Source organism: Mammaliicoccus vitulinus (assembly GCF_029024305.1).
GTDB classification, from domain to species: Bacteria; Bacillota; Bacilli; order Staphylococcales; family Staphylococcaceae; genus Mammaliicoccus; species Mammaliicoccus vitulinus.
Genome location: NZ_CP118974.1, coordinates 1,986,574 through 2,010,711, shown reverse-complemented (window position 1 = coordinate 2,010,711; position 24,138 = coordinate 1,986,574). Strand labels below are relative to the sequence as shown.

Annotated in this window: 28 protein-coding genes; 18 read left to right on the top strand and 10 right to left on the bottom strand. The window is 32.7% G+C overall.

The features are described from left to right. The first annotated feature begins 12 nt into the window (after nt 1-12). From dltA to dltD, 4 genes are read left to right on the top strand one after another with little or no spacing between them, the layout of a single operon-like run. Nucleotides 13-1,473, top strand: coding sequence for a D-alanine--poly(phosphoribitol) ligase subunit DltA (dltA, locus tag PYW35_RS10040; protein WP_103322512.1), 1,461 nt, complete (start codon nt 13-15; stop codon nt 1,471-1,473). Beyond that, entirely contained in the window at nt 1,470-2,690 is a 1,221-nt protein-coding gene (gene dltB, locus PYW35_RS10035) for a D-alanyl-lipoteichoic acid biosynthesis protein DltB (protein ID WP_204107847.1), read from the top strand. The genes dltA and dltB overlap by 4 nt, the downstream gene beginning before the upstream one ends. Nucleotides 2,691-2,706: 16 nt before the next feature. Then, a complete protein-coding gene (gene dltC / locus PYW35_RS10030; RefSeq protein ID WP_016912808.1) occupies nt 2,707-2,943 on the top strand; it encodes a D-alanine--poly(phosphoribitol) ligase subunit 2 in 237 nt (78 codons plus the stop codon). Then, nucleotides 2,940-4,121 (top strand): D-alanyl-lipoteichoic acid biosynthesis protein DltD, encoded by a 1,182-nt coding sequence (gene dltD / locus PYW35_RS10025; protein ID WP_103322438.1) that lies wholly within the window; start codon nt 2,940-2,942, stop codon nt 4,119-4,121. The genes dltC and dltD overlap by 4 nt, the downstream gene beginning before the upstream one ends. Before the next feature lie 94 nt (nt 4,122-4,215). Here the strand turns inward: dltD and PYW35_RS10020 are convergent, their stop codons facing one another. Then, nucleotides 4,216-4,458, bottom strand: coding sequence for a NifU family protein (locus tag PYW35_RS10020; RefSeq protein WP_016912597.1), 243 nt, complete (start codon nt 4,456-4,458; stop codon nt 4,216-4,218). Nucleotides 4,459-4,567: 109 nt separating this feature from the next. Between PYW35_RS10020 and PYW35_RS10015 the strand changes: the two genes are divergently transcribed. Beyond that, nucleotides 4,568-4,891, top strand: a complete 324-nt coding sequence (locus PYW35_RS10015; RefSeq protein WP_103322439.1) for a YuzD family protein — start codon at nt 4,568-4,570, stop codon at nt 4,889-4,891. Nucleotides 4,892-4,980: 89 nt separating this feature from the next. Here the strand turns inward: PYW35_RS10015 and PYW35_RS10010 are convergent, their stop codons facing one another. Further along, nucleotides 4,981-6,045 carry an NAD(P)/FAD-dependent oxidoreductase gene (locus PYW35_RS10010; RefSeq protein WP_016912595.1) on the bottom strand — a complete coding sequence of 355 codons (1,065 nt, stop codon included), beginning with the start codon at nt 6,043-6,045 and terminating at the stop codon, nt 4,981-4,983. Between the two features lie 153 nt (nt 6,046-6,198). On the opposite strand from PYW35_RS10010, the gene PYW35_RS10005 reads away from it, so the two are divergent. The 9 genes from PYW35_RS10005 (at nt 6,199) to PYW35_RS09965 (ending at nt 13,765) form a co-directional block, all read left to right on the top strand. Beyond that, nucleotides 6,199-6,435, top strand: coding sequence for a YuzB family protein (locus tag PYW35_RS10005; protein ID WP_016912594.1), 237 nt, complete (start codon nt 6,199-6,201; stop codon nt 6,433-6,435). Between the two features lie 11 nt (nt 6,436-6,446). Next, a complete protein-coding gene (locus PYW35_RS10000) occupies nt 6,447-6,806 on the top strand; it encodes a HesB/IscA family protein (RefSeq protein ID WP_016912593.1) in 360 nt (119 codons plus the stop codon). 154 nt (nt 6,807-6,960) lie between these two features. Continuing rightward, on the top strand, nt 6,961-8,175 hold the full coding sequence (locus tag PYW35_RS09995; protein WP_016912592.1) for an NAD(P)/FAD-dependent oxidoreductase: 1,215 nt from the start codon (nt 6,961-6,963) through the stop codon (nt 8,173-8,175). Between the two features lie 65 nt (nt 8,176-8,240). Beyond that, nucleotides 8,241-8,561 carry a YuiB family protein gene (locus PYW35_RS09990; protein ID WP_016912591.1) on the top strand — a complete coding sequence of 107 codons (321 nt, stop codon included), beginning with the start codon at nt 8,241-8,243 and terminating at the stop codon, nt 8,559-8,561. A gap of 16 nt (nt 8,562-8,577) precedes the next feature. Then, complete coding sequence (locus tag PYW35_RS09985; protein ID WP_103323077.1) at nt 8,578-10,053, top strand: leucyl aminopeptidase family protein; 1,476 nt, start codon at nt 8,578-8,580, stop codon at nt 10,051-10,053. Nucleotides 10,054-10,228: 175 nt separating this feature from the next. Beyond that, nucleotides 10,229-11,548, top strand: coding sequence for a Na+/H+ antiporter family protein (locus PYW35_RS09980; RefSeq protein WP_204107846.1), 1,320 nt, complete (start codon nt 10,229-10,231; stop codon nt 11,546-11,548). 22 nt (nt 11,549-11,570) lie between these two features. Continuing rightward, a complete protein-coding gene (locus PYW35_RS09975; protein ID WP_103323078.1) occupies nt 11,571-11,942 on the top strand; it encodes a PaaI family thioesterase in 372 nt (123 codons plus the stop codon). A 107-nt stretch (nt 11,943-12,049) separates the two neighbouring features. Then, nucleotides 12,050-12,931, top strand: a complete 882-nt coding sequence (locus PYW35_RS09970; protein ID WP_103323079.1) for an SDR family oxidoreductase — start codon at nt 12,050-12,052, stop codon at nt 12,929-12,931. A gap of 15 nt (nt 12,932-12,946) precedes the next feature. Beyond that, nucleotides 12,947-13,765, top strand: a complete 819-nt coding sequence (locus PYW35_RS09965) for an SDR family oxidoreductase (RefSeq protein ID WP_103323080.1) — start codon at nt 12,947-12,949, stop codon at nt 13,763-13,765. 130 nt (nt 13,766-13,895) lie between these two features. Here the strand turns inward: PYW35_RS09965 and mnhG are convergent, their stop codons facing one another. The 8 genes from mnhG to kapB all read right to left on the bottom strand — a co-directional run bounded on the left by mnhG (nt 13,896) and on the right by kapB (nt 20,158). Beyond that, a complete protein-coding gene (mnhG, locus tag PYW35_RS09960; protein WP_016912787.1) occupies nt 13,896-14,237 on the bottom strand; it encodes a monovalent cation/H(+) antiporter subunit G in 342 nt (113 codons plus the stop codon). Continuing rightward, nucleotides 14,215-14,505 carry a Na(+)/H(+) antiporter subunit F1 gene (locus tag PYW35_RS09955; RefSeq protein WP_016912788.1) on the bottom strand — a complete coding sequence of 97 codons (291 nt, stop codon included), beginning with the start codon at nt 14,503-14,505 and terminating at the stop codon, nt 14,215-14,217. The genes mnhG and PYW35_RS09955 overlap by 23 nt, the downstream gene beginning before the upstream one ends. Continuing rightward, nucleotides 14,502-14,984 carry a Na+/H+ antiporter subunit E gene (locus PYW35_RS09950; RefSeq protein WP_016912789.1) on the bottom strand — a complete coding sequence of 161 codons (483 nt, stop codon included), beginning with the start codon at nt 14,982-14,984 and terminating at the stop codon, nt 14,502-14,504. Before PYW35_RS09950 ends, PYW35_RS09955 begins: the two co-directional genes overlap by 4 nt. Continuing rightward, complete coding sequence (locus PYW35_RS09945; protein ID WP_103323081.1) at nt 14,984-16,474, bottom strand: Na+/H+ antiporter subunit D; 1,491 nt, start codon at nt 16,472-16,474, stop codon at nt 14,984-14,986. Before PYW35_RS09945 ends, PYW35_RS09950 begins: the two co-directional genes overlap by 1 nt. Beyond that, nucleotides 16,467-16,808, bottom strand: coding sequence for a Na(+)/H(+) antiporter subunit C (locus tag PYW35_RS09940; RefSeq protein ID WP_016912791.1), 342 nt, complete (start codon nt 16,806-16,808; stop codon nt 16,467-16,469). Before PYW35_RS09940 ends, PYW35_RS09945 begins: the two co-directional genes overlap by 8 nt. Further along, nucleotides 16,808-17,236, bottom strand: a complete 429-nt coding sequence (locus tag PYW35_RS09935; RefSeq protein ID WP_016912792.1) for a Na(+)/H(+) antiporter subunit B — start codon at nt 17,234-17,236, stop codon at nt 16,808-16,810. Before PYW35_RS09935 ends, PYW35_RS09940 begins: the two co-directional genes overlap by 1 nt. Further along, entirely contained in the window at nt 17,217-19,628 is a 2,412-nt protein-coding gene (locus PYW35_RS09930; protein WP_103323082.1) for a Na+/H+ antiporter subunit A, read from the bottom strand. The genes PYW35_RS09935 and PYW35_RS09930 overlap by 20 nt, the downstream gene beginning before the upstream one ends. A 152-nt stretch (nt 19,629-19,780) precedes the next feature. Next, nucleotides 19,781-20,158, bottom strand: coding sequence for a sporulation phosphorelay system protein KapB (gene kapB / locus PYW35_RS09925; RefSeq protein WP_016912794.1), 378 nt, complete (start codon nt 20,156-20,158; stop codon nt 19,781-19,783). A 76-nt stretch (nt 20,159-20,234) separates the two neighbouring features. Here kapB and PYW35_RS09920 point away from each other — a divergent pair, with 76 nt between their 5' ends. From PYW35_RS09920 to pruA, 4 genes are all read left to right on the top strand, one after another. Beyond that, the gene (locus PYW35_RS09920; protein ID WP_016912795.1) at nt 20,235-20,828 is read left to right on the top strand and encodes a peptidylprolyl isomerase; all 594 of its coding nucleotides are present in this window, start codon (nt 20,235-20,237) and stop codon (nt 20,826-20,828) included. Between the two features lie 82 nt (nt 20,829-20,910). After that, complete coding sequence (locus PYW35_RS09915; RefSeq protein ID WP_016912796.1) at nt 20,911-21,111, top strand: hypothetical protein; 201 nt, start codon at nt 20,911-20,913, stop codon at nt 21,109-21,111. 788 nt (nt 21,112-21,899) lie between these two features. Further along, a complete protein-coding gene (gene ygs, locus PYW35_RS09910) occupies nt 21,900-22,280 on the top strand; it encodes a S1 domain-containing post-transcriptional regulator Ygs (RefSeq protein WP_016913258.1) in 381 nt (126 codons plus the stop codon). A gap of 307 nt (nt 22,281-22,587) precedes the next feature. Then, nucleotides 22,588-24,132 (top strand): L-glutamate gamma-semialdehyde dehydrogenase, encoded by a 1,545-nt coding sequence (gene pruA / locus PYW35_RS09905; RefSeq protein WP_016913096.1) that lies wholly within the window; start codon nt 22,588-22,590, stop codon nt 24,130-24,132. Nucleotides 24,133-24,138: the final 6 nt, after the last annotated feature.

The following is a 24,138-nucleotide window of genomic DNA, read 5'->3' as shown; positions in this document are numbered from 1 at the left end:
AGGAGAGCATATATGAGGGATATCTTAGAGCAAATAACATTTATGGATAAGTGGCATAGTGATACAGTCGCTATCAACTATAGAGATGAAGAAATGACTTATCGTGAACTGAATCTTTATTCAAGTAAATTAGCTACGTTGATCAAAGATTCTGAAAAGCCTATTGTGCTATATGGTCACATGTCACCTTATATGATTGTAGGTATGATTGCGAGTATGAAAGCAGGCATTGGATATGTTCCAATAGATATATCGATTCCTTTAGAAAGAATAGAACATATCATTGAGAAGGTAGAGCCTTCTTTTATTTTTAATACAACTGGAAATTTATTGAAAGATATACAAATTAAACAAATTACGATTGAAGAATGTATTGAAGTTCAAATAAATATAGATGGAATGAATAGAATAAAAGACAAGGATACTGTTTATACAATTTTTACATCTGGGTCAACTGGCTTACCTAAAGGTGTGCAAATTAGTTATGAAAGTTTAATGGATTTTACCAACTGGATGTTGCAGTTAAATAAGCTTGGCAACTATAGTATGTGGTTGAATCAAGCGCCATTTTCTTTTGATTTGTCAGTGATGTCTATTTATCCTTGTTTGATGACAGGTGGAACGTTACAACTTGTTGATAAAAAAATGATTGAAAAGCCTAAACAGTTATATGACTTGTTAAACAACAAAGATGTTGAAACTTGGGTATCGACACCATCGTTTTTAGAAATGTGTCTATTGTTACCAGAATTTAATCAAGCCTGTCATCCTAAATTAAAGCAGTTTTTCTTCTGTGGAGAGGTACTGAGTCACAAAACGGCACAGAAATTATTAAATCTATTTGAAGATTCAACAATATATAATACATATGGTCCTACTGAAGCAACTGTAGCGGTGACAAGTATTCAAATTACGCAAGATATTCTTAATCAATTCAACCCTTTACCAATAGGTTCTGTACGTCCAAATTCACAATTAAAATTAACGGATAACGGAGAACTTGTGATTATAGGTAAAAGTGTGAGTCAAGGATACTTAAAAGATGAGGAAAAACATAATAAAGTATTTAAAAATATTGATGGTAAATTAAACTATTTTACTGGAGATAAGGCGGAATTTCATGATGGTTATTGGTTCATTCAAGGAAGAATTGATTTTCAAATAAAAATTAATGGCTATCGTATGGAACTTGAAGAAATTGAACTGGTGTTGGAACAATTGCCAGAAGTGCTGCAAGCAGTTATTACACCGATTAAAAAAGGCGAGAAAGTTCAGTATTTACATGCTACTGTTATACCCGCGAATCCAAAAATAGAAGATGTAAACGAGATGATCATGCATTTGAAGCATGAATTAAAAATTCATTTACCTGAGTACATGATTCCTAGAAATTTCAGCTTTGTAGACGACTTGCCATTAACTGCTAATGGTAAGTTAGATAGAAATAAAGTGTCAGAGGGGTTAAAATCATGATTCCATATGGTGATTTTACCTACTTTTATATTTGTTTAATCTTAATGTTACCAGTCATCGTATTAGGATTAATCGGGAAGAGGAGCCTTGTTTATAATCGCATTATTACGATCGTTATGCTTGTGCTCATTTTTTCAGATGATAGTAAAAACTTATTTAATAATAAATATTTAAGTTATCAACTTATTTTCTTCACTTTATATGTTTGCTATCAAGTTGGATTAATTAGAATGTACATTTCAATATCAAAGAAAATAAATAATTTTAGGAATTATACTATTGCTATTTTTCTATCTATTTTGCCTTTAATGATTGTGAAAGTATTACAAAGTAGTTGGTTAGGAGATTTCCAAATAACGATACATGGTAACAAGTTAATTGAATTTATTGGGTTTTTAGGAATTTCATATATTGCATTTAAAAGTATTCAGCTGATTATGGAAATTCGGGATAACCGAATAAAGTCTATCGATACTGTAAAACTGATTGATTTTATTACATTCTTCCCGACTATATCTTCAGGTCCAATCGATCGTTATAAACGTTTTATTAAGGATGAAGAAAAAATTCCTGAACCTGATGTTTACTATGCCATGGTTATAAAAGCTATTCATATGATATTTATGGGATTTTTGTATAAATATATTATTGCTTATTATATTAACGAGTGTGTAATTAAAGTTATACCAATAGATACAGATCCTACTTTTTTGAATTATATATATTATATGTATGGATATAGTTTCTATCTGTTTTTTGATTTTGCTGGTTACAGTTTGTTTGCTATCGCATTTAGTTATTTATTTGGCATTCAAACACCCGCTAACTTTAATCAGCCGTTTAAAGCTAAAAACATTAAAGATTTTTGGAATAGATGGCATATGAGTTTATCTTTTTGGTTTAGAGATTGTGTATATATGAGATTTGTATTTTGGGTTTCTAAAGAAAAATTACTAAAAGATAAATTGTTGATTTCTAACTTAGGATTTCTAATCAATTTCTTTATCATGGGTATTTGGCATGGTATTGAAATACATTATATCCTTTATGGTTTGTATCATGCGTTCTTATTTATTGGATATGGATATTATGAACAATGGCGAAAAAATCATCCGTTCAAATTTAATCATAAGTTAATGAATGTGTTCGCAATTTTAGTTACATTCCATTGTGTAGCATTTGGATTTTTATTATTCTCAGGAAAATTAATACATTAAATAAGGGAGTTATATTATGAATTTTGAAGAAAGAGTTTTAAATATATTAGCTGATGTCGCTGAAAATGATATCGTCAAAGAAAATCCTGATATCGAAATATTTGAAGAAGGGATTATTGATTCGTTTGCCACAGTTGGCTTGTTGTTAGAAATTCAGAATAATTTAGACATTGATGTTACGATTACTGATTTTGATAGAGATGAGTGGGCGACACCAAATAAAATTATAAAAGTGCTTAAGGACTTACAATGAAAATAAAATTATTGTTGCCTTTATTGTTAAGTAGTATATTATTTGGTGTATTTTTATTAATACCAGTTGAATGGTTTACATCTTTATCAAAGCACGACAATATTAATAAAGAAGCAACATCTTTAAACGATACAGTACTAAAGGGTGTACATTCTCAAGAAGAAATGTTGTTAAGTGAGCAATATTATCCGATATTTGGATCGAGTGAATTGGAAAAACAAGATATTTTCCATCCTGCATATATTTTGAAAGAAAAAAAGGCGAAATTGAAGCCATATTTAATAGGAACAGGTGGCTCAACGGATTTAATTCATGCAATTAATATTGGTAGTCAAGCTCATCATCTCAAAGATAAAAAGATAGCTATCATCATTTCACCACAATGGTTTACAGACCATGGATTAACAAATGATAATTTCAGTGCTAGATTTTCACCATTGCAAGCAGATCATTTATTTAAAAATATGTCATTAAGTCCACAGTTGAAAGATAGATTTGCTAGAAGGTTAGTTCAATTTAAACAATTAAAATCAGATCCATATTTGAATTCTGTGATACATAAAGAAAATTATCAGTATGATGAAGGAACATTTATGAATGATTTCGAAAATAATATACACGAAAAACATGACGCTCTGAAATCTATATTTGGACAAGATAGAACCCATTTAGATAACAAACCTAAACGACATTTTAGCCATATGAATTGGAATGAAATGAGATTGTATGCTAATCAATATGGTGCAAAACATTCAAGAACTAACAAATTTGGAATGAATGATAAATATTGGAGTTTATTACAGCAACAACGTAAAAGATACAATCGAGATTATGAGTTCAATAAGCAATCAAAAGAATTTAGTGATTTACAATTGTTAATTGATACATTGAAAGAAGTAAAAGCAGATCCATTATTTATCGTCATTCCAGCAAATGGAAAATGGTATGATCATATTAATGTTGATAAAGCGAAAAGAGAAGCTGTTTATCGCAAGATTAATACAATGGTAACTTCGAATAATATGAAAATATATGACATAACAGACAAAGAATATGAACCATACGTCATTACAGATGCAGTTCATATAGGTTGGAAAGGTTGGGTCTATATTAATGAACAAATGATCAATCATATAAATGGAACTTGTAATCATAAAGTGAGTAGACAATATCATTAATACAAGTTAGAAAATATAAAAATCACCATCCCTAATAATCGGGATGGTGATTTTTTGTACGTTCTATGAGCAAGTATAGAGTATGTGCAATAAGTTAGAAGACTTGTTCTACTTCTACAACGCCGGGTACTTCTTCTAGTAAAGCACGTTCTATACCGGCTTTTAAAGTAATAGTAGAACTAGGGCATGTACCACATGCACCAAGTAGACGTAATTTAACGATACCATCATCAACATCTACTAATTCACAGTCGCCGCCATCTCTTAATAAGAACGGTCTTAATTTTTCAAGCACTTCACTAACTTGATCAAACATTGTTTGTTGTTCGGTAGCCATATATATAAATACTCCTCTCATCAAGTGTTATTAGATACACTAATCTTATTTATCTATTATAATAGATATAAGGTAAAAAATCTATTCATGAAACTAGGGGGATGTGAATATGTCTAAAGCAAGTATCGTAATTTATGGTGCTGATGTAGTATGCGCAAGTTGTGTGAATGCACCTTCATCTAAGGACACATATGAATGGCTACAAGCAATTTTGAGCAGAAAATATAATTTAAATTTTGAATACACATATATCGATATCTTTAATCAAACTGAAAATTTAACAGACCATGATCTTCAATTTATTGAAAGAATTAATGAAGACGAACTATTTTATCCACTTGTCACAATAAATGATGAGTATGTAGCAGATGGATATATTCAATTAAAACAAATTACGAGATTCATTGATGAACATATTGCTGTAGAACATTAGGAAATATAAAATCACCCAATCCGAAAATGATTTCAATAGATTGGGTGACTTATTTTAAGTTGGGATTTATGTCCCAGCTTCTTCGTATATTATCCGTTATGGTATTTATATAGCCATAATACGCCTGATTTAATGACTCTCGCTAATCTTCCTGTAACTGTTTGTTCCATTAAATAAGCGAAACCTTGTTTTTCACCGAGTGAACCTACAAAGCCTTGAGGTTTTAATTCGGGCATTTTTTCAGGTAGTGGTTTATTTTCCCACTGTAATTTCATAACTTCAGCAATTTGATCTGCTTGAATTTCTGCTAAATAAGCACTTGGTGCGTGTGGCAATGCTGCACAGTCACCTACAATATATACATTTTTATATGTTGGAATTTGATGATATTGGTTTACGATAACTCTTCTGCCGTCATTAGTATCAACTGGAAGGTTTCTCACGATTTCAACCGGTTGAATCCCTGCAGTCCATACGACTAAATCTACATTGTGAACATCTTCGTTGTTGTATAATTGTCCAGGTTCAACTTTTGTAATATTTGAATTAGGAACGACTTCTACATTGTGTTTATCAAACCATTTCTTCACATAATTACTTAGTTTTTCTGGAAAAGCTGGTAAAATTCTAGAACCTCTATCAAAAAGTTTAATCGTGATGTCTTGTCTGCTTTCTCGCAATTCACTTGCTAATTCTATCCCACTTAAACCTGCACCAACGATTCCGACAGTAGCGTTACTTGGTAAGTCACATATTGCTTGATAAGTCTTGCGAGCGCTTTGTACTGTTTGAATACTGTACGTGTGCTCTTTCGCTCCAGGTACGTTGTGATATTTATCTTCACATCCTAACCCGATTACAAGTTCATCGTAATCAACACGTGTGTCACCAACTGAAACAATTTGATTATCTAAATCAATATCAGTTATTTCCCCATATACTGTATTAATTTTTTTATCTTTAGGAAATTGAACTCGAATTTCTTTATCTGGTTTTGTACCGGCTGCTAATGCGTAGAATTCTGTTTTTAAACCATGAAATGGCATACGATCAATCAGCGTAATTGAATAATCGGAAGGTAAAATGCTTGGAAGTATTTCTTTCATTAAGCGCATATTACCATATCCGCCCCCTAATAATACTAAGCTTTTCATCGTTATTCTCCTTTGTCCATAAATCAAATTTCTATAAATTTGTATGTATATATTTTATAATATATAAGTATACTTTTAGTATAATCGTTTTTGGCATAAACTACAATGAATGTTAAAATAGTTTAATGAATAAAAAGTGAGTAGGTGAACACATTGAACCCAATTGTCGAATTTTGTATTTCAAACTTGGCTAAAGGTGCTGATGCAGTGTTTAACAAGCTCGACAATGATCCAGAAGTAGATGTATTGGAATACGGTTGTCTACAAAATTGTGGACCATGTGCAAGAGGGTTATATGCATTGGTTAATGGAGATATGGTCAAGGGAGAGACACCAGAAGAATTACTAGAAAATATATATAGTCACATAGAAGAAAATTGGATTTTTTAGGAGGAATAAATATGTCAACAGTTATATTAACTGAAGCAGCAGCTTATGAAGTTAAAGATATGATGAAAAGCAACAATATGCCAAATGGTTATTTAAGAGTATCTGTTAAAGGCGGAGGTTGTACTGGATTATCTTATGGTATGTCTGCAGAAGAAGAACCTGCTGAAAACGACGAAACACTAGAATTTTTCGGTGTTAAAGTGCTAGTAGATAAGAAAGATGTTCCAATACTGAATGGGACTACAATTGACTTCAAAACGTCATTAATGGGCGGCGGATTTTCTATTGAGAATCCTAATGCAATTGCAGCTTGTGGTTGCGGAAGTTCATTCAAGACGAGAGATGTTGCAGGCACACCTGAGAATTGCTAGGAAATATAGGTTGTGACACTTGAATTTATCTTTATAAAAATATACAATAAAACTTGTATGTAAATAGTATTATCATTACTTGTGACCAAAAACACAAAGTGACACAACTTTCCTATAAGTGTCAAACAAATATCAGAAAGTATAGGTGAAAATAATGGGATTTGAACGTAAAAAAGTTCTCGTATTAGGGGCAGGGTATGCTGGCTTACAAACAGTAACTAAATTGCAAAAATTAGTTTCAAACCAAGACGTTGATATTACTTTAATCAACAAAAATGATTATCACTATGAAGCTACATGGTTACATGAAACTTCAGCAGGTACTTTAAATTATGAAGATGCTTTATATCCAATTACTAATGTAATTGATAAAAACAAAGTAAACTTTGTAAAAGCAGAAGTTAGCAAAATCAACAAAGATGCTAAAACAGTTGAAACATCAAATGGTGTATTCGAATATGACATTTTAGTTGTAGCATTAGGATTTGAAAGTGAAACATTTGGAATTGAAGGTATGAAAGAACATGCTCTTCAAATCGAAAATATTAACACTTCTCGTCGTATTTCTAAACATATCGAAGACAAATTTGCTAATTATGCTGCGTCTAAAGAAAAAGACGAAAATGATTTAGCTATTTTAGTTGGTGGTGCAGGATTCACTGGTGTTGAATTATTAGGTGAATTAACTGAACGTATCCCTGAATTATGTAAAAAATATGGTGTAGATCAATCTAAAGTTAAAATCACTTGTGTTGAGGCTGCTCCAAAAATGTTACCAATGTTCTCTGAAGAATTAGTGAACTATGTTGTTAAATATTTAGAAGCACGCGGAGTAGAATTCAAAATTTCTACACCAATCGTTGCTTGTAATGAACAAGGTTTCGTAGTTAAAGTTAATGATGTAGAACAAACTTTAGAAGCTAACACAGCTATCTGGGCTGCTGGAGTTAGAGGTAGCAAATTAATGGAAGAATCATTTGACGGCGTTAAACGTGGTCGTATCGTAGTTAAAGATGATTTATCAATCGATAATTATGATGATATCTTCGTTATTGGTGACTGTTCAGCTGTTATGGCTGGCGAAGGAGACAACAAACGTCCACTTCCTACAACAGCGCAAATCGCTATGCAACAAGGTGAACACCTTGCTAAAAATATTAAAAACATCTTCAACGGTGAAAAAACAGAAACTTTCTCATATGATGATAAAGGTACTGTATGTTCATTAGGTAGCCGTGATGGTGTTGGTGTCGTTATGGGTCGTGAAATTACTGGTAAAAAAGCAGCATTCATGAAAAAAGTTATCGATACACGTGCTGTATTCAAAATCGGTGGTATCGGATTAGCCTATAAAAAAGGTAAATTCTAATTGATTATTTATTAAATGTAGAGACCTGCTATTAGGCGGGTCTCTTTTTTTAAAGGAGGTTAGTTATGATATCTTTACCACAAGTTATCATATCAATGGCATTGTTTTTCGTTTTATTTTTTGGCATAGCTTTTATTTTAAATATGCTCTTAAAAGCTACTTGGCTAATGGTAGTGTTTTATCCATTTGTTATTTTTGCAATTGTAGATAAAATCTCGACAACTATGTACTTTACAAATCCATCGACAGCTTTTTCAAAACTTATTACAGGCTTAACACATATACATACAGCTGACATTTTAATGCTCGGTTCAGGTTGGATTGGCGCGATTGTTGCAGGATTTGTTATAAGAAATCTTAGAAGAAGCGGTTATTCAATGTTCTAATAAAGGGGATAATAATATGAAATTTCAATTTATAGAAAAATATTCAGAAAATGAATTTCCAATTGTAATAGGTTGTCCAAGTCATTTAAATCAAATGCATAATTTTGATGAAGTGAATAACATTTTAAATGGTCAGTTAGATAGCTTAAAAAAACAACAAATTATAAGTAGTGAATTAGGTGAAATTACGAGTTCAGCAATAACCGTTAATCACCATGTCATTAAATTAATTGCAGTAGGTTTAGGTAATTTAAAAGAAATTAAAGAAAATGACTATCAAGTAATATATGGTAATTTAAGTCGTTATTTACAGAACAACAAAATAGAAAATATTAATTTGCTTGATGACACATTTTTAACACAAAGCGTAACGGATAAAGAAAGATTATACCGTTTTGGTTGGTTATCTAAACAAGCTGTATTCCAATTTGATCATTATAAATCAAATAAATCGGCGAATGTTGAGACAATGATAAACTTTATTACATCATCTCATGAAGATGTGAAATCGTTTATTGCGCAAGGTGAAATATTAGGAGATAGTATTAATTTAGCAAGAACATATTCACAAACACCTCCGAACATTTTAACACCTGATTATTTTGCTCAACAAATTGAACAGCACTTTAATGGCAGCAAAGTTGAAGTCACAATTAAAGACGAGCAAGCCATTCGTGAAGAAGGAATTGGCTTATTAGATGCTGTTGGTAAAGGTTCAATAAACCCTCCACGCTTAGTTACTTTAACTTATAAAGGATCAAATGATAATCCAATTGCTTTAGTAGGTAAAGGGGTAACTTACGATTCAGGCGGTTATCAAATTAAATCTAAAACAGGTATGCCAACTATGAAATACGATATGAGTGGGGCAAGTAATGTTGTAGCGATGGTAAATGCAATAGCTGAATTACAATTACCTATACACGTCGTAGCTGTGTTACCTTTAGCTGAAAATATGATATCTCACAATGCTATGAAACCAGATGATGTATTCACTGCTTTAAGTGGAGAAACAGTTGAAATAACAAATACAGATGCTGAAGGTAGACTCGTATTAGGGGATGCTGTCACGTATGTTAAACAGTTTAAACCAGAACTTATTATGAACTTTGCTACTTTAACTGGTGCAGTAGTTGCAGCTTTAGGTTTAGGGAAGACAGGCATATTCTCTAGTGATGCAGATCGTTATATTGAAGATGTTAAAAAAGCAGCGAAGTATTCAAATGAAGTAAGCTTTGAACTACCCATTACGGACGAAGAGAAAAACGATATTCAATCTTCAGAAGTTGCCGATTTAACTAACTGTATTTTGCATAAACATGGTAAAGCATTATTTGCTGCAGCCTTTGTTACGCATTTCAGTGGTGATATTCCACATTTACATTTTGATATCGCTGGATCTAGCGAAACTGAAAAAGCATCATACCTTGGACCAAAAGGTGCTACAGGCGCAATGATACCAACTGTACTTCATTTCTTAAAAAATAAATAAATAAATAAAAATAGCTTACAAAACTACCGTGAATTTTGTAAGCTATTTTTATATTATTCTATTCTGAAAATTCGGACTAATTTGAGATATATTGACATGGTATTTCTCAACTGATATGATAAATTCATCATTTTACTTTATCCTGGTAGAGAGTTAAAGAACGGAGAGGATTTTCTTGGAAATAAATGCAGTGTTAGTAGCTGTTATTGTAATGATTATACTTTGTTTAATGAGACTTAATGTCGTGTTGAGTATTTTCGTTGGTGCATTAACAGGTGGTTTGTTAAGTGGCATGTCACTTGATAAAGTGATATCAACATTTGGAAAAACGATTGTTGATGGTGCAGAAGTAGCATTATCTTACGCGCTATTAGGTGGATTTGCAGCGCTTATTTCATATAGTGGTATTACCGACTATATTGTCGGAAAAGTTATCAAATCTATGAAACAAGAAAATTCACAAAAAAGTAGATTAAAAATAAAAATTACGTTAGTCGCTGTTTTACTCGTTATTTCAGTGCTAAGTCAGAACATTATACCTGTCCATATAGCATTTATTCCAATTCTTATACCGCCATTATTAAGCTTATTTAATGAATTGAAAATGGATAGAAGATTAATCGCAACAGTTATTGGCTTTGGATTATGTTTCCCATATATTCTATTTCCATACGGCTATGGCCACATTTTCCAATCTATTATTTTTGATGCGTTTGGTAAAGCAAACGTAGATATAGAATTTAATAATATTTGGAAAGCTATGCTTATTCCATCAATGGGTTATGTTGTTGGTCTAATAATTGCAATTATTCTTTACTGGAAACCTAGAACATATAAAACAATAAAAGTTGAAGAAGAACAAGAAATGAAAACGTTAAAGCCATATCCTTTAATTGTCACTGGCTTAGCAATTTTAGCAACATTTATTGTTCAAACATATACAGAATCAATGATTTTCGGTGCTTTAGCTGGGATTCTAATTTTCTTCTTCTCAGGATTATATAACTGGAAAGATTTAGATGCTAAATTAGTAGAAGGTATCCAAATAATGGCATACATTGGTGTTGTGATTTTATCAGCTAACGGTTTTGCTGGTGTAATGAATGCAACGAATGAAGTAGGAACGCTTGTAGAAAGCCTTGCTGCAATAACTGGTGATAATAAAGCATTTAGTATTATGATGATGTATGCTATCGGTTTAGTTGTGACATTAGGAATAGGTTCCTCATTTGCTACAATACCGATTATCGCAAGTTTATTTATTCCATTTGGACAAGAAATTGGCTTGAGCTCAATGGCGCTTATAGCAGTTATTGGTACAGCAGGCGCATTAGGTGACTCAGGAAGCCCAGCCAGTGATTCAACATTAGGTCCGACGGCAGGATTGAATGTCGATGGAGAACATGATCACATACGAGATACATGTATTCCTAACTTTATGATTTATAACATACCGTTAATCATATTTGGTTTTATCGCTGCTATGGTATTATAGTAGCAACGAGGAGGCTCACAATATGGACTTAATAGAAAATTTTGAAATACAAACAGTAGAGTCAAAACATGGATACATTGAAATGACGATGCCTGTAACGGATAAAGTTAAACAACCTTTTGGATATTTACATGGCGGTGCTACTATTGCATTAGCAGAAACTGCAGCATCTGTAGGTGCACACGTATCTTCAAATGATGATGAAATTCCTTTAGGTTTAGAGATTAATGCAAACCATATAAAATCTATACGAAGTGGTCAAGTGCGTGCAATTGGAACAGCACTTCATATCGGTCGTTCTACACAAGTGTGGGATGTTAAAGTATTAGATGAGGAAGATCAATTAATCTCAGTTGTTAGAGCAACTATTGCTATAAAAAAGAAAAGATCATGAAATATTAAAACGATTATGAAATATTAAACAGTAGAATTTATTCTACTGTTTTTATTTTTCTTTAAAAAGGGTATGCATAGAGTATCAATGATTTAAGGAGGATTTAAATGACAAAGAGAAATCCGTTAACAGATTATTATAATGATACTTACGAAAAGCAACCACAAGCATATCCTGGAATACAAAGTGAAATGAAGCCAGTACCAGACTGTGGAGAAACTTCATATAAAGGTAATGATAAATTAAAAGGCAAAAAAGCTTTAGTGACAGGTGGAGATTCTGGTATTGGACGAGCTGCGGCGATTGCTTATGCAAAAGAAGGTGCAGATGTCGCAATCAATTATATATCAGATGAACAAGCAGATGCTGAAGACGTTAAAAAAGTGATTGAAGAGGCAGGACAAAAATGTATATTAATTCCTGGTGATTTAAGGGACCGAGAATTTCCTAAAAAATTAGTTGAACAAGCTTATAAAGCGTTAGAAGGTTTGGACATTCTAGTTTTAAATGCAGGCATGCAACAATATGAGTATGATATACAGAATTTAGCAGAGGAAAATTTAAGAGATACTTTTGAAGTGAATGTATTTGCTGGTGTTTCTATCGTTCAAGAAGCATTAAACTATTTAGAGTCTGGAAGTAGTATAATATTTACTTCTTCAATACAAGGTGTTAAACCAAGCCAACATCTTGTTGACTATGCAATGACAAAGAGCTGCAATATATCAATAACAATTAGTTTAGCAGCACAATTGGGTGAAAAAGGTATTAGAGTTAACTGTGTAGCTCCAGGACCTGTTTGGACACCATTACAAATAAGCGGTGGACAACCTCAAGAAAATATCCCTAATTTCGGTAAGAACCAACCATTACAAAGAGCTGGTCAACCAGTTGAGTTAGCAGATGTGTATGTATTACTTGCATCGGATAATGCTAGCTTTATAACAGGACAAGTATATGGTGTAACAGGTGGTTCGCCAATCAACTAAGGAGGCATCATACAGATGGGAAGAGTAGAAAATAAAATTGCAGTGATAACAGGTGCGAGTACAGGTATTGGATTTGCTACGGCTATGCAACTTGCATCAGAAGGTGCTCAAGTTATTTGTTTAGACATATCAGAGCATTTGGAAGCGTCAGTAAAACAAATTAACGATGAAGGTTATAAAGCAACAGCAATGAAAGTAGATATTTCTAAAGAAGATGAAGTTGTATCTGCAGTAAAACATATTGAAGAAAGTTATGGAAATGTGCACATACTCTTTAATAATGCAGGTATTGATCATAAGGCAGGAAGAATACACGAATATCCTGTTGAAGTATTTGATGATTTAATAAATGTGGATTTAAGAGGTACATTTATGGTAACGAAGTATATATTACCACTTATGTTTAGTGAAGGAGGATCAATTATTAATACAGCATCCTTCTCAGGATTAGCTGCAGACTTAAATAGATCTGGATATAATGCCGCTAAAGGTGGCGTCGTCAATTTCACTAAATCCATTGCGATTGAATATGGAAGAGAAAATATTCGAGCTAATTCTATCGCGCCTGGTACAATTGAAACACCACTTATTGATAGTTTAGTAGGTGGACAAGAAGACGAAGCAGGTGTGAATTTCAGAGAAAACCAAAAATGGGTGACACCTTTAGGAAGATTAGGAAAACCAGAAGAAGTTGCCAAACTGGTTCAATTTCTTGCATCTGATGAAAGTTCATTTATTACAGGCGAAAATATAACAATTGACGGTGGTGTCATGTCTTATACATGGCCAGGAGATATGTTAAGCGATAAAAGTTGGAAAGAAAGTACTAAATAAATATAAAAGAGCGTAAATTCTTATTTCAAGAAGAATTTACGCTCTTTTTATTATAATGATGGACTTTCAAAATCGTAAGATTTTAAAATAAAAAACTCTTCACTAGGCTATAACCTAATGAAGAGTTTTGTTATTTTGCATCTTTTAAGTCATCGCGAATTGTACGTTCACTCGGTTTAACACCCATGTAATAAGCACTTCTTGAAACTAAATGTCCTGCTAAAGGACCTGTAATAAATATAAATATGATACCTAACAGTAATTGGACATTGAAGTGTCCTTCTTTACCTATAAAGTATATCAAAACACCGGTTAAAATTAACATAACGCCAAGTGTTGAAGCTTTACCTGAAGCATGAGCTCGAGAGAATACATCTGGCAATCTTAGAATACCTAAAGCTGCGAAAAGGCTAAAGCATGCACCAATGACCATCATAATAATTGAGATACTAATTAGAATCGTTTCTATCATTTTCAATGATCTCTCCTTTATCCATAAATTTCGCAAATGCTGCAGTACCTAAGAATGCTAAAATACCTATTAATAAAAGTATAACGAATAAATATCTAGTATTTGTTAATACAGAGAACAGTGCAATCATGGCCATTAATGTAATACCTAAAGCATCAAGGGCGATAACCCTATCAGCTAAAGTTGGTCCGATTATGACACGGATAAGAATACCTATCATAGAGAGTGCAACGATGATAATCGCAATTATAACGAAGATGTTTGTCATCGTATGCTCACCTCCTTGATTGCTTTTTCAAATGAATCTTTTATAGCACTTACTTCAGAATCTATATCCGAAAAGTCGATAGAATGAATATAAAGTGTCTTTTGATCATCTGAAACGGCTACTACGATTGTACCAGGTGTTAATGTAATCAACTGAGATAATAACGTGATTTCCCAATCTTTATCTAATTCAGTTGGATATGCAAAAAACGCTGGTTTATTTTTAATTTCTTTTTGAAGAACAATTTTAATGACATCTATATTAGCCAGTATAAGTTCTTTCATAAATATTGCTGCTAATATGATCGTCTTCCATACAGGTCGCATGTAAAAATGTTTGCCAGGAAGAAGCGGTAAAGCTACTAATACGAACAAAATACCAAATAGATAACCAAATACGAATGCACCGAATGTATATGTTTCTGAAAGCATCATCCATAACGTTGCCAATAGGACATTTATAAGTACTTGTATAGCCATTAATAATCGCCTCCTAACGCATTTACATATGTCTCAGGGTTATAGAAAGGTAAGGAAGCTTTTTCTATTAAAGGATATAAAAAGTCTGCGCCTAGCCCAAATAATATTGCTACAACTGTAATTGTGACAGATGCAAACATTAGCTTATTAATTGGTAGCTTAGGATTATAGACATAACCTTTTTCTTCTCCCCAAAACGCCATTAAGAAGATTCGCATGACAGAGTATAGTACACATAAACTTGATAATAAGACGACGACACCGCTTATATAGTAACCGTTGTCGAACGTTGACATGACGATAATATATTTACCGTAGAAACCACTTAATGGCGGTATGCCAGCTAAGGATAGGGCAGCAATAAAGTATATCCAACCTAGAACTGGATAATGATTGATCAAACCACTAAATTTTCTTAAATCTGGTGTTCCAGTTATTTTAATGATGACACCAATTAATAAGAATAAAGATGCTTTAATAATCATGTCATGTAATAAATAATAAATACTGCCCATCATGCCATTCTTATCCATCATTGCTGCACCGATAAGAATAACGCCAATCGCAATCATAATATTATAAATAATAATCTTTTTAACATCATAGTAAGCAATCGCGCCAATACATCCCATAATAATCGTAAGTATGGAAAGTACAACTAATGTTTGCGTAATAAACTCACTGTTTACTGAATAAAATAAACTAAAAGTACGCATTATCGCGTAAGCGCCAACTTTCGTTAGTAAAGCACCGAATAATGCAATGATTGGTATAGGTGGTGCATAATATGCTCCAGGTAACCAGAAATACAGTGGGAACATACCTGCTTTAGTAGCAAAGACAAATAAAAACATAATAAATGTGATGACAACGACATTTAAATTAGTTTCTGAAAGCTCTGCAAATTTCACATGTAAGTCACCTAAGTTTAATGTTCCAGTTATTGAATAAAGCATACCAACACCAAGTACAAAGAACGCTGATGTTAAAACGTTAACGAGAATATATTTAATACTTTCTTGTAGTTGAATCTTTGTGCCACCAATTACGAGTAATAAATATGATGACATTAAGAATACTTCAAAGAATACGAATAAGTTAAATAAATCGCCAGTCATAAAGGCACCGTTAACACCCGTAACCATCATTGATACACCAAAGTAATAAAAATAACTTTCACGATGAATACCTATAGATTGATGTGAGTATACAAGTACAACAAGCGTAATGAATAAACTCACAGTAACCAATAATGCACTCAACATATCAACGTATATGACGATACTGTATGGAACTGGCCAACTACCTAAATTAAGTGTTTGTGTACCGTTCATGTTAACCATGTGAATATTGTATAAACTTACTAAAAAGGCTAATATAAAGCCGGTAAGTACGACTTTACGCTTTACATAAGGTCTTTGACCAACAAAAATTAAAGCAACTGCGGTTAAAAATGTAATGACAAGAGGTACAATAATCAAGTTACTCATCTTTCGGTACCTCCTTCATCTCTTCTAAATTATCAGTTCCAAGCTCTTTATAACTTCTGAAAGCGAGTACTAAGAAAAATGCTGTAACAGCAAATGCAATAACAATTGCTGTTAAAATTAATGCTTGTGGTAAAGGATCTACATAATTTTTGATGCCTTCTTCCTGAATTGGTAAAGCACCTTTCTTTAATCCACCCATCGTAAGAAGCATTAAATGAACCCCATGTGAAAGCAACGTTGTACCAATAATAATCCTAATTAAACTTTTAGAGAGAACTAGGTATACTGATACGGATATAATAATACCTGAAACGAAAATCATTAATATTTCCATTATTCATTCTCTCCAATCGATAATATGATAGTTATTGCAGTTCCCACAACAGCAAGCAATACACCTAAATCAAAAATCATTGCTGTATGCCAGTGTACTTCCCCAAAGATAGGGAGATGGAATTCTCCAAATGCATGTGTGAAAAATGTTTTGTTGTATGTCCAACTTAACATTGGCGTAAGAACACAAAAGAACAAACCAGTGGCTGTCACCAATTTAAAATCAAAAGGAAACATTTTCTTTAATGTTTTAGTATCAAATGCAATACCGATAATGATAACTGCAGATGATAGTAATAAACCACCTACGAAACCTCCACCAGGTGTGTAATGACCTCCAAAAAATATGGAAACAGCGTACATCATAATGATTAAGAAAATGATTATGGCATTGAACTGAAAGAATACATCATTTGATTGTTTCTTCATGTTCTTCACCTCCATCCTTATCTTTATCACGCAATTTAATTAAAGTATAAATGCCTAAACCAGCAATACCTAACACTGCCGACTCAAATAAAGTATCAAAGCCACGGAAGTCAACAAGGATTACATTGACCATGTTTTTACCAGCAGCTAAGTCATAAACATTATCTACATAATATTTAGAAATTGAATCAAAATGTCTATTGCCGTATGCAATCAATCCGATTGAAACAACGCCAATACCTACACAAATTGAAATAATGAAATTACCAATTTTAAATTTACGATTTTCATCATGTCTGTTCATTTTAGGTAAATGATAAAAACATAATAAGAATAGGGCAGTTGAAATGGTTTCAATAGATAGTTGTGTGAGTGCTAAATCTGGAGCACCAAAGAACACAAAGAATAATGCTACTGAGTATCCAACTGCAGCAAGCATAATAATGCTAAATAGTCGTGATTTTGCTAATACGATACAGAATGTACTTACTAAAATTAGTCCCATTAAAATAACTTCATATGGTCTAATGTCGCTTATATTATTAAACGCGACACTAACTGGGTGTGTGAATAAAGTTAGTGCAGTCATAATGATAAAGAAACCAAATATATAAATTAAGTACGTTCTAATAAATCCGGTCATATAACTTTGAGTAATTTTATTAGATATATATGAACTTAATTGAATACCTCTATCGTAATAATAATTAAAAGTTAAATATTCTGGCTGAATATTATATATACTGATCCATTTTTCAACGGATTTGAATAATATGAAACCAACTATGAATACAATTAACGTGCCCATTAAAGCAGGTGTTAGACCATGCCAATGTGAAATGTGAACATCTGGCGCATCTGCGAATGGCGCTATAGCTCTTACTGCAGGCGCTATAATGCTTTCACTTAATATATTTGGGAATAACCCGAAAAGCACTACTAAAAATGTTAAAATACCTGTCGGCAACAACATGAGCTTCGGTGCTTCATGTGGCTTTTTAGGTAACGCTTCAGCTTTGTATTCTCCGAAGAATATTTCATGCACGTATTTAAATGAATAAACAAATGTGAAAATACTACCTACAATAGCGACGATTGGTAGTAAATAACCAATTGTTGATAAACTAAAGATATCTGCTTGATGAGCATCAAACATTGCTGTTAAAAACATCTCTTTAGATAAGAAACCGTTAAATGGTGGTACACCAGCCATACTTAAAGCGGTAATAATCGTAAATGTACAAGAAATCGGCATGATGGTCATTAATCCACCTAATTTTTTAATATCTCTCGTACCAACTTCATGATCAATGGTACCGGTAATCATGAACAACGCGCCTTTAAATGTCGCGTGGTTAATTAAATGGAAGACTGCTGCCACAATACTTGCTAAGAATAGTTGGCTTGCTTCACCTGAATAGTGATAACTTACAGCACCAATTCCTAACATTGACATAATCATACCTAGTTGTGAAACAGTAGAAAAAGCTAAAATTCCTTTTAAATCTTGTTGTTTTACGGCGTTGAATGACGCCCAAAATAATGTGATTAAACCGATTGCTGTTACTGCCCACACAAATCCTGCACTTGCTGCAAAAATTGGTGTCGTTCTAGCAACTAAGTAAATTCCGGCTTTAACCATTGTTGCTGAATGTAAATAAGCACTTACTGGCGTAGGTGCTTCCATTGCATCAGGTAACCATATGTGAAATGGAAATTGTGCAGATTTAGTCATTGCACCAATTAAAATTAAAACCATCGCAAAAATAAAGTATGGTGATGATTGTATTTCTTCAGCATTTTGTACAAGTGAAGTAATACTCCAAGAGTTACCAGCTAATGATAAGCAAATGAAACCACCTAGTAACATTAAACCACCGAATACTGTGATTAAAAGTGACTTTTGAGCACCATATATTGATGATTGTTTGTGACGCCAATAAGCAATGAGTAAGAAACTTGAAATAGATGTTAGTTCCCAGAATAAATAAAGCATAAGTAGATTATCTGATAAAACAACACCTAACATTGCCCCCATAAACATTAATAAGTAACAATAAAAATTTCCCAATGATTCATTTTTACTTAAATATGTAATGGAATAAAGTACAACTAGAGCTCCAATACCTGTAATTAAAGATGCGAATAATAAACTTAAACCATCTAAATGAACGGAAAAGTTCATTCCGAGTCTTGGCATGAAGTTCCAAATAACTATAAATGGTTTGTCCGAATCTGGAACATTTATGTATGACATAAAATAACTAAATATAATAACAGGGATTGGTAAGACAAACCATCCTAGGTGAATACCTTTATAGAACCTATATAAAATTGGTATTATGATTGCAAATATTAATGGTAATAAAATCATAATATGCATCAAACTCATTTAATAACCTCCTTCCAAAAATTACTTAACTAATATTATACACAATAATGTTTAAGCTTGAAAATACTATCAAGACAATATTTCAGGATTTTTAGGCTATTTTTAAATATGAAGAAACACGTAAAAAAATTCTTGAATCTTTTTTGTGAACTTTAAAAATTCATCTTATATTGTCTCGAATAATCTATTTTTAATTGTTCGATACATTTCAGTGCTTGTTCACTGTATGCATTATCTTTTTTCTCCATTTTATCTTCTAGTTCGTAAAGCGCCGTTTTTAATGATTCAACGTATTTTGGAGCTGCTTCATTATAAGGCTTTAAAAATTGAGCTGTTGTATACCTTTTTTCAAACTGACTTAATGCTTTTCTTTCATGGAAAAATACATTTTCAACTTCATTAGGATTATGCAAATCCCCTTGTCTAGGGTGTCTCAAAACTGCTACAACTTTAACAAGAAGTTGATCACCTTTTTCTTCAATTACTTCTACTACATATTGACCAGTTTTATGTGGAAATTGATATAACATGTTGATATCCCCTTTCTATTAAATTATGTTATGATATCACTATTGTAATTATTTTAACATGAATGGAGAATTTTAAATGACAAACTATCCTCAATTAACAAATGAAATACTTGAAGGTGAAAGAGTTGTAGAAATCAAAACGACTAAAGGTAATATGACTTTCAAATTATTTCCTGAATTAGCACCTAAAACTGTAGAAAACTTTATCGGTTTAGCTGAGAAAAAATACTATGATGGCATTATTTTCCATAGAGTTATTAATGACTTTATGGTGCAAGGTGGAGACCCAACAGGAACAGGTATGGGCGGAGAAAGTATATATGGAAGTGCTTTTGAAGATGAATTCTCATTACAAGCTTTCAACTTATATGGTGCATTATCAATGGCAAATGCTGGACCTAATACAAATGGATCTCAATTTTTCATTGTTCAAATGAGAGAAGTGCCAGCAAATATGTTGTCACAACTTAAAGATGGCGGATGGCCAGAAGAGATCGTTGATCGTTATGCAGAAAAAGGTGGAACACCTTGGTTAGATCAAAAACATTCAGTATTTGGTCACATCGTTGAAGGTGAAGATATTTTAGAAGAGATTGCAAATGTTAAAGTAGGGGCTAACGATAAACCTGTTGAAGATGTTGTAATCGAAACAATTGAAATCATTAAATAAATCGACATTCAATTGTCATAAAAAATCAATTCATTCGACTTAATCTTTGTTATAATCTAGTTGCTAGGGGAGTGGTCGGATTATGATGGAATTTCTTTATTTTCCAGATAATAAATTAGAATATATTCCTGCTGTTGCTACGTTATTATTATTTATGATTTTGGCATACATTGTATTTATGATGTTTCGTAAAAAATCAAAAAAAGACGAAGAGAAAATGAAATCATTTGAAAAACAAGTGATGGATCATTTAGAGCAAGAGGAGAAAAAAAGTGAGAAGTAACGAGGTCAATATCGCTTTATATCAACGTCTCTGAAATCGAAGATATTTCTGAACTAACTAAGACATTTCAAGAGATATACGCATTTTCATTACTTAAAATAAATAACAACTCATTTCACTGATTTATTCAGCTAGAAATGAGTTGTTATTTTTTATGAAATTTACGATTTTGAAAGTGCATGCTTGTCTAGGGTATGGTTCGAGCCTGTATTCGCGCGCGGCATACTATTCCCCCGTGCGTCAGCACTTTACAAAATCGTGGAGAATATCTATTTTTCTTATATTTTTTTGTTTGTTCTTTTAAGTACACGCTGAATGTTGCAAGACTGGCTAAACAAGCAACATAGAACGCTTGTAAGTTGCAAGACTAACTAAACAAGCAACATAGAACGCTTATAAGTTGCAAGACTGACCAAACAAGCAACATAGAACGTCTGAAAGTTGCAAGACTCACCAAACAAGCAACATAGAAGGTCTGAAAGTTGCAAGACTGACCAAACAAGCAACATAGATGGCCTGTATGTTGCAAGACTGACCAAACAAGCAACATAGAAGGTCCCTGATAGAAATGAGTTGTTATTTTTTGAAGAATTTACGCTCTTTTACGTTAATCAGGGATGTAAATCTCCCAAGATGTTTTTTAATATCTTTTCAAAATATATGGCATGACTATTCGTTATATTTATGCGATTTATTTTCAGAATTATATATCAAATTAATGGTTAATTAAAATTAACTATGCTATGATGTAAGAGTTAATAACTATAAGTACAAGGGGTTTTCTAAAAGTGAGAAAACAATATAAAGTTGGTCAGTTTGTAAAGGTGAAAGTGACTGGCATTCAGCCATATGGCGCCTTTGTTGAAACCCCTGAACATGTGGAAGGTCTCATTCATATTTCGGAAGTGATGAATGATTACGTGCATAACCTCAATCAATTTTTAACAGTTGGTCAAGTTGTTAAAGCAAAAGTGATTAAAGTTGAAACTGACGGTAAATTAAATTTATCACTTAAAGAGAATGAGTATTTCAAAAGACAAGAGCGTAAGAAAGAAAAGCGATCTGTATTAGACGAAATACGAGAGACAGAAAAATATGGGTTTCAACCTTTAGAAGAAAGGTTGCCTAAATGGATTAATCAATCTAATAAGCATCTCGAAGACGATTAAATATAAATTTAATCGTCTTTTTGTTTATTAATTTTCCGAGAGCAACTATAGATATAGTGAAACTTGTGAATGGGCTAATAATATAGAAAAAATATCTCCTATGAATGATAAAAATATCATGAATTCAAACGCGATTAAATGAGGATTTAATCGCGTTTCTGTATATTTATTTATAGTAATATTACAACTAAATTTTATCTTAAAATTTTGTAGAAAAATATCTTGAAGTAATCTATAAAAGTGTGTCATTATAAGAATGTAAGGGGTTTCTTTTTTGCCCCGTATAAACTTAGGGAGGTTTACTTTAATGATTCCATACAAACACGAACCATTTACTGATTTTACGAAAGAGGAGAATAAGGCTGCTTATTTAGAAGGTCTTAAAACTGTTGAAGGATATTTAGGAAAAGAGTATCCGATTATTGTTGGAGGAGAAAGAATTTTTACTGAAGATAAAACGCGTTCTTATAACCCTTCAAATACTGAAGAAACAGTCGGTTTAGTTTCTAAAGCTAGCAAAGAACATGCTGAACAAGCAATGGAAGCTGCTAAAGATGCTTTTAAAACTTGGAGAGAAACTGATCCAAGCGTCCGCGCAGATGTATTATTTAGAGCAGCTGCGATTACTAGACGTCGTAAACATGAATTCTCAGCATTACTTTCTAAAGAAGGTGGTAAACCATGGAAAGAAGCAGATGCTGATACGGCTGAAGCTATTGACTTTATGGAGTACTATGCGCGCCAAATGTTAGAATTAAAAGATGGCAAAAAAGTAGAGAGCCGTCCTGGAGAATATAATAAATATAATTATTTACCAATCGGGGTTAGTGTTGTCATTTCACCATGGAACTTTGCATTTGCTATCATGGCTGGTACAACAGTAGCACCAGTTGTTACAGGTAATACGGTATTATTGAAACCTTCTTCTAAGACACCTGTTATTGCATACAAATTTATGGAAGTTCTTGAAGAGGCTGGTTTACCTAAAGGGGTCGTAAACTATATACCTGGTTCATCAAGTGAAATTGGTGACTTCTTAATTGATCATAAAGATACTAGTTTAATTTCATTCACTGGATCTCGTGATGTTGGTGTATCTATTTATGAAAGAGCTGCGAAAGTACAAAAAGGTCAAACACATCTTAAGCGTGTCATTGCCGAGATGGGCGGTAAAGATACAATCATTGTTGATTCTGAAGGTGACCTAGATTTAGCAGCAGATTCAATTGTGCAATCTGCATTCGGTTTCTCAGGACAAAAATGTTCTGCTTGTTCACGTGTAATTGCTGTTGAAGATATTTACGATGAATTACTAGATAAAGTAGTTGAGCGTACTGAAAAATTAACAGTGGGTGATTCTACTAATCAAGAAAATTACATGGGTCCAGTTATCGATGAAAATTCATTAAATAAAATTAAAAAATATATAGAAATTGGTAAAAAAGAAGGCCGTGTTGTAGCAGGGGGTACTACTGATGAAGAAAAAGGTCATTTTGTAAATCCAACTGTAATTGCTGATTTGAAGCATGACGATAGAGTGATGCAAGAAGAGATTTTTGGACCAGTTGTTGGCTTCAGTAAGGCTAAAGATTTTGATCAAGCTATTGAATTTGCAAATGACACTGAATATGGTTTAACTGGTGGCGTTATTTCAAATAATCGCTCAAAACTGGAACAAGCACGCAAAAACTTCTTAGTAGGTAACTTATACTTTAATAGAGGTTGTACGGGCGCTATCGTTGGATACCAACCATTTGGCGGATTTAAGATGTCTGGTACAGATTCAAAAGCAGGTGGACCGGATTACTTAATTCTTCATCTACAAGGACGTACGACTTCAGAAATGTTATAATATTGT

Bases quoted from the DNA above. Each gene is read 5' to 3' on its own strand.
- dltA (WP_103322512.1), top strand. From the start codon at position 13: ATGAGGGATATCTTAGAGCAAATAACATTTATGGATAAGTGGCATAGT.
- dltB (WP_204107847.1), top strand. From the start codon at position 1,470: ATGATTCCATATGGTGATTTTACCTACTTTTATATTTGTTTAATCTTA.
- dltC (WP_016912808.1), top strand. From the start codon at position 2,707: ATGAATTTTGAAGAAAGAGTTTTAAATATATTAGCTGATGTCGCTGAA.
- dltD (WP_103322438.1), top strand. From the start codon at position 2,940: ATGAAAATAAAATTATTGTTGCCTTTATTGTTAAGTAGTATATTATTT.
- PYW35_RS10020 (WP_016912597.1), bottom strand. From the start codon at position 4,458: ATGGCTACCGAACAACAAACAATGTTTGATCAAGTTAGTGAAGTGCTT.
- PYW35_RS10015 (WP_103322439.1), top strand. From the start codon at position 4,568: ATGTCTAAAGCAAGTATCGTAATTTATGGTGCTGATGTAGTATGCGCA.
- PYW35_RS10010 (WP_016912595.1), bottom strand. From the start codon at position 6,045: ATGAAAAGCTTAGTATTATTAGGGGGCGGATATGGTAATATGCGCTTA.
- PYW35_RS10000 (WP_016912593.1), top strand. From the start codon at position 6,447: ATGTCAACAGTTATATTAACTGAAGCAGCAGCTTATGAAGTTAAAGAT.
- PYW35_RS09995 (WP_016912592.1), top strand. From the start codon at position 6,961: ATGGGATTTGAACGTAAAAAAGTTCTCGTATTAGGGGCAGGGTATGCT.
- PYW35_RS09990 (WP_016912591.1), top strand. From the start codon at position 8,241: ATGATATCTTTACCACAAGTTATCATATCAATGGCATTGTTTTTCGTT.
- PYW35_RS09985 (WP_103323077.1), top strand. From the start codon at position 8,578: ATGAAATTTCAATTTATAGAAAAATATTCAGAAAATGAATTTCCAATT.
- PYW35_RS09975 (WP_103323078.1), top strand. From the start codon at position 11,571: ATGGACTTAATAGAAAATTTTGAAATACAAACAGTAGAGTCAAAACAT.
- PYW35_RS09970 (WP_103323079.1), top strand. From the start codon at position 12,050: ATGACAAAGAGAAATCCGTTAACAGATTATTATAATGATACTTACGAA.
- PYW35_RS09965 (WP_103323080.1), top strand. From the start codon at position 12,947: ATGGGAAGAGTAGAAAATAAAATTGCAGTGATAACAGGTGCGAGTACA.
- mnhG (WP_016912787.1), bottom strand. From the start codon at position 14,237: ATGATAGAAACGATTCTAATTAGTATCTCAATTATTATGATGGTCATT.
- PYW35_RS09955 (WP_016912788.1), bottom strand. From the start codon at position 14,505: ATGACAAACATCTTCGTTATAATTGCGATTATCATCGTTGCACTCTCT.
- PYW35_RS09950 (WP_016912789.1), bottom strand. From the start codon at position 14,984: ATGGCTATACAAGTACTTATAAATGTCCTATTGGCAACGTTATGGATG.
- PYW35_RS09945 (WP_103323081.1), bottom strand. From the start codon at position 16,474: ATGAGTAACTTGATTATTGTACCTCTTGTCATTACATTTTTAACCGCA.
- PYW35_RS09940 (WP_016912791.1), bottom strand. From the start codon at position 16,808: ATGGAAATATTAATGATTTTCGTTTCAGGTATTATTATATCCGTATCA.
- PYW35_RS09935 (WP_016912792.1), bottom strand. From the start codon at position 17,236: ATGAAGAAACAATCAAATGATGTATTCTTTCAGTTCAATGCCATAATC.
- PYW35_RS09930 (WP_103323082.1), bottom strand. From the start codon at position 19,628: ATGAGTTTGATGCATATTATGATTTTATTACCATTAATATTTGCAATC.
- kapB (WP_016912794.1), bottom strand. From the start codon at position 20,158: ATGTTATATCAATTTCCACATAAAACTGGTCAATATGTAGTAGAAGTA.
- PYW35_RS09920 (WP_016912795.1), top strand. From the start codon at position 20,235: ATGACAAACTATCCTCAATTAACAAATGAAATACTTGAAGGTGAAAGA.
- PYW35_RS09915 (WP_016912796.1), top strand. From the start codon at position 20,911: ATGATGGAATTTCTTTATTTTCCAGATAATAAATTAGAATATATTCCT.
- pruA (WP_016913096.1), top strand. From the start codon at position 22,588: ATGATTCCATACAAACACGAACCATTTACTGATTTTACGAAAGAGGAG.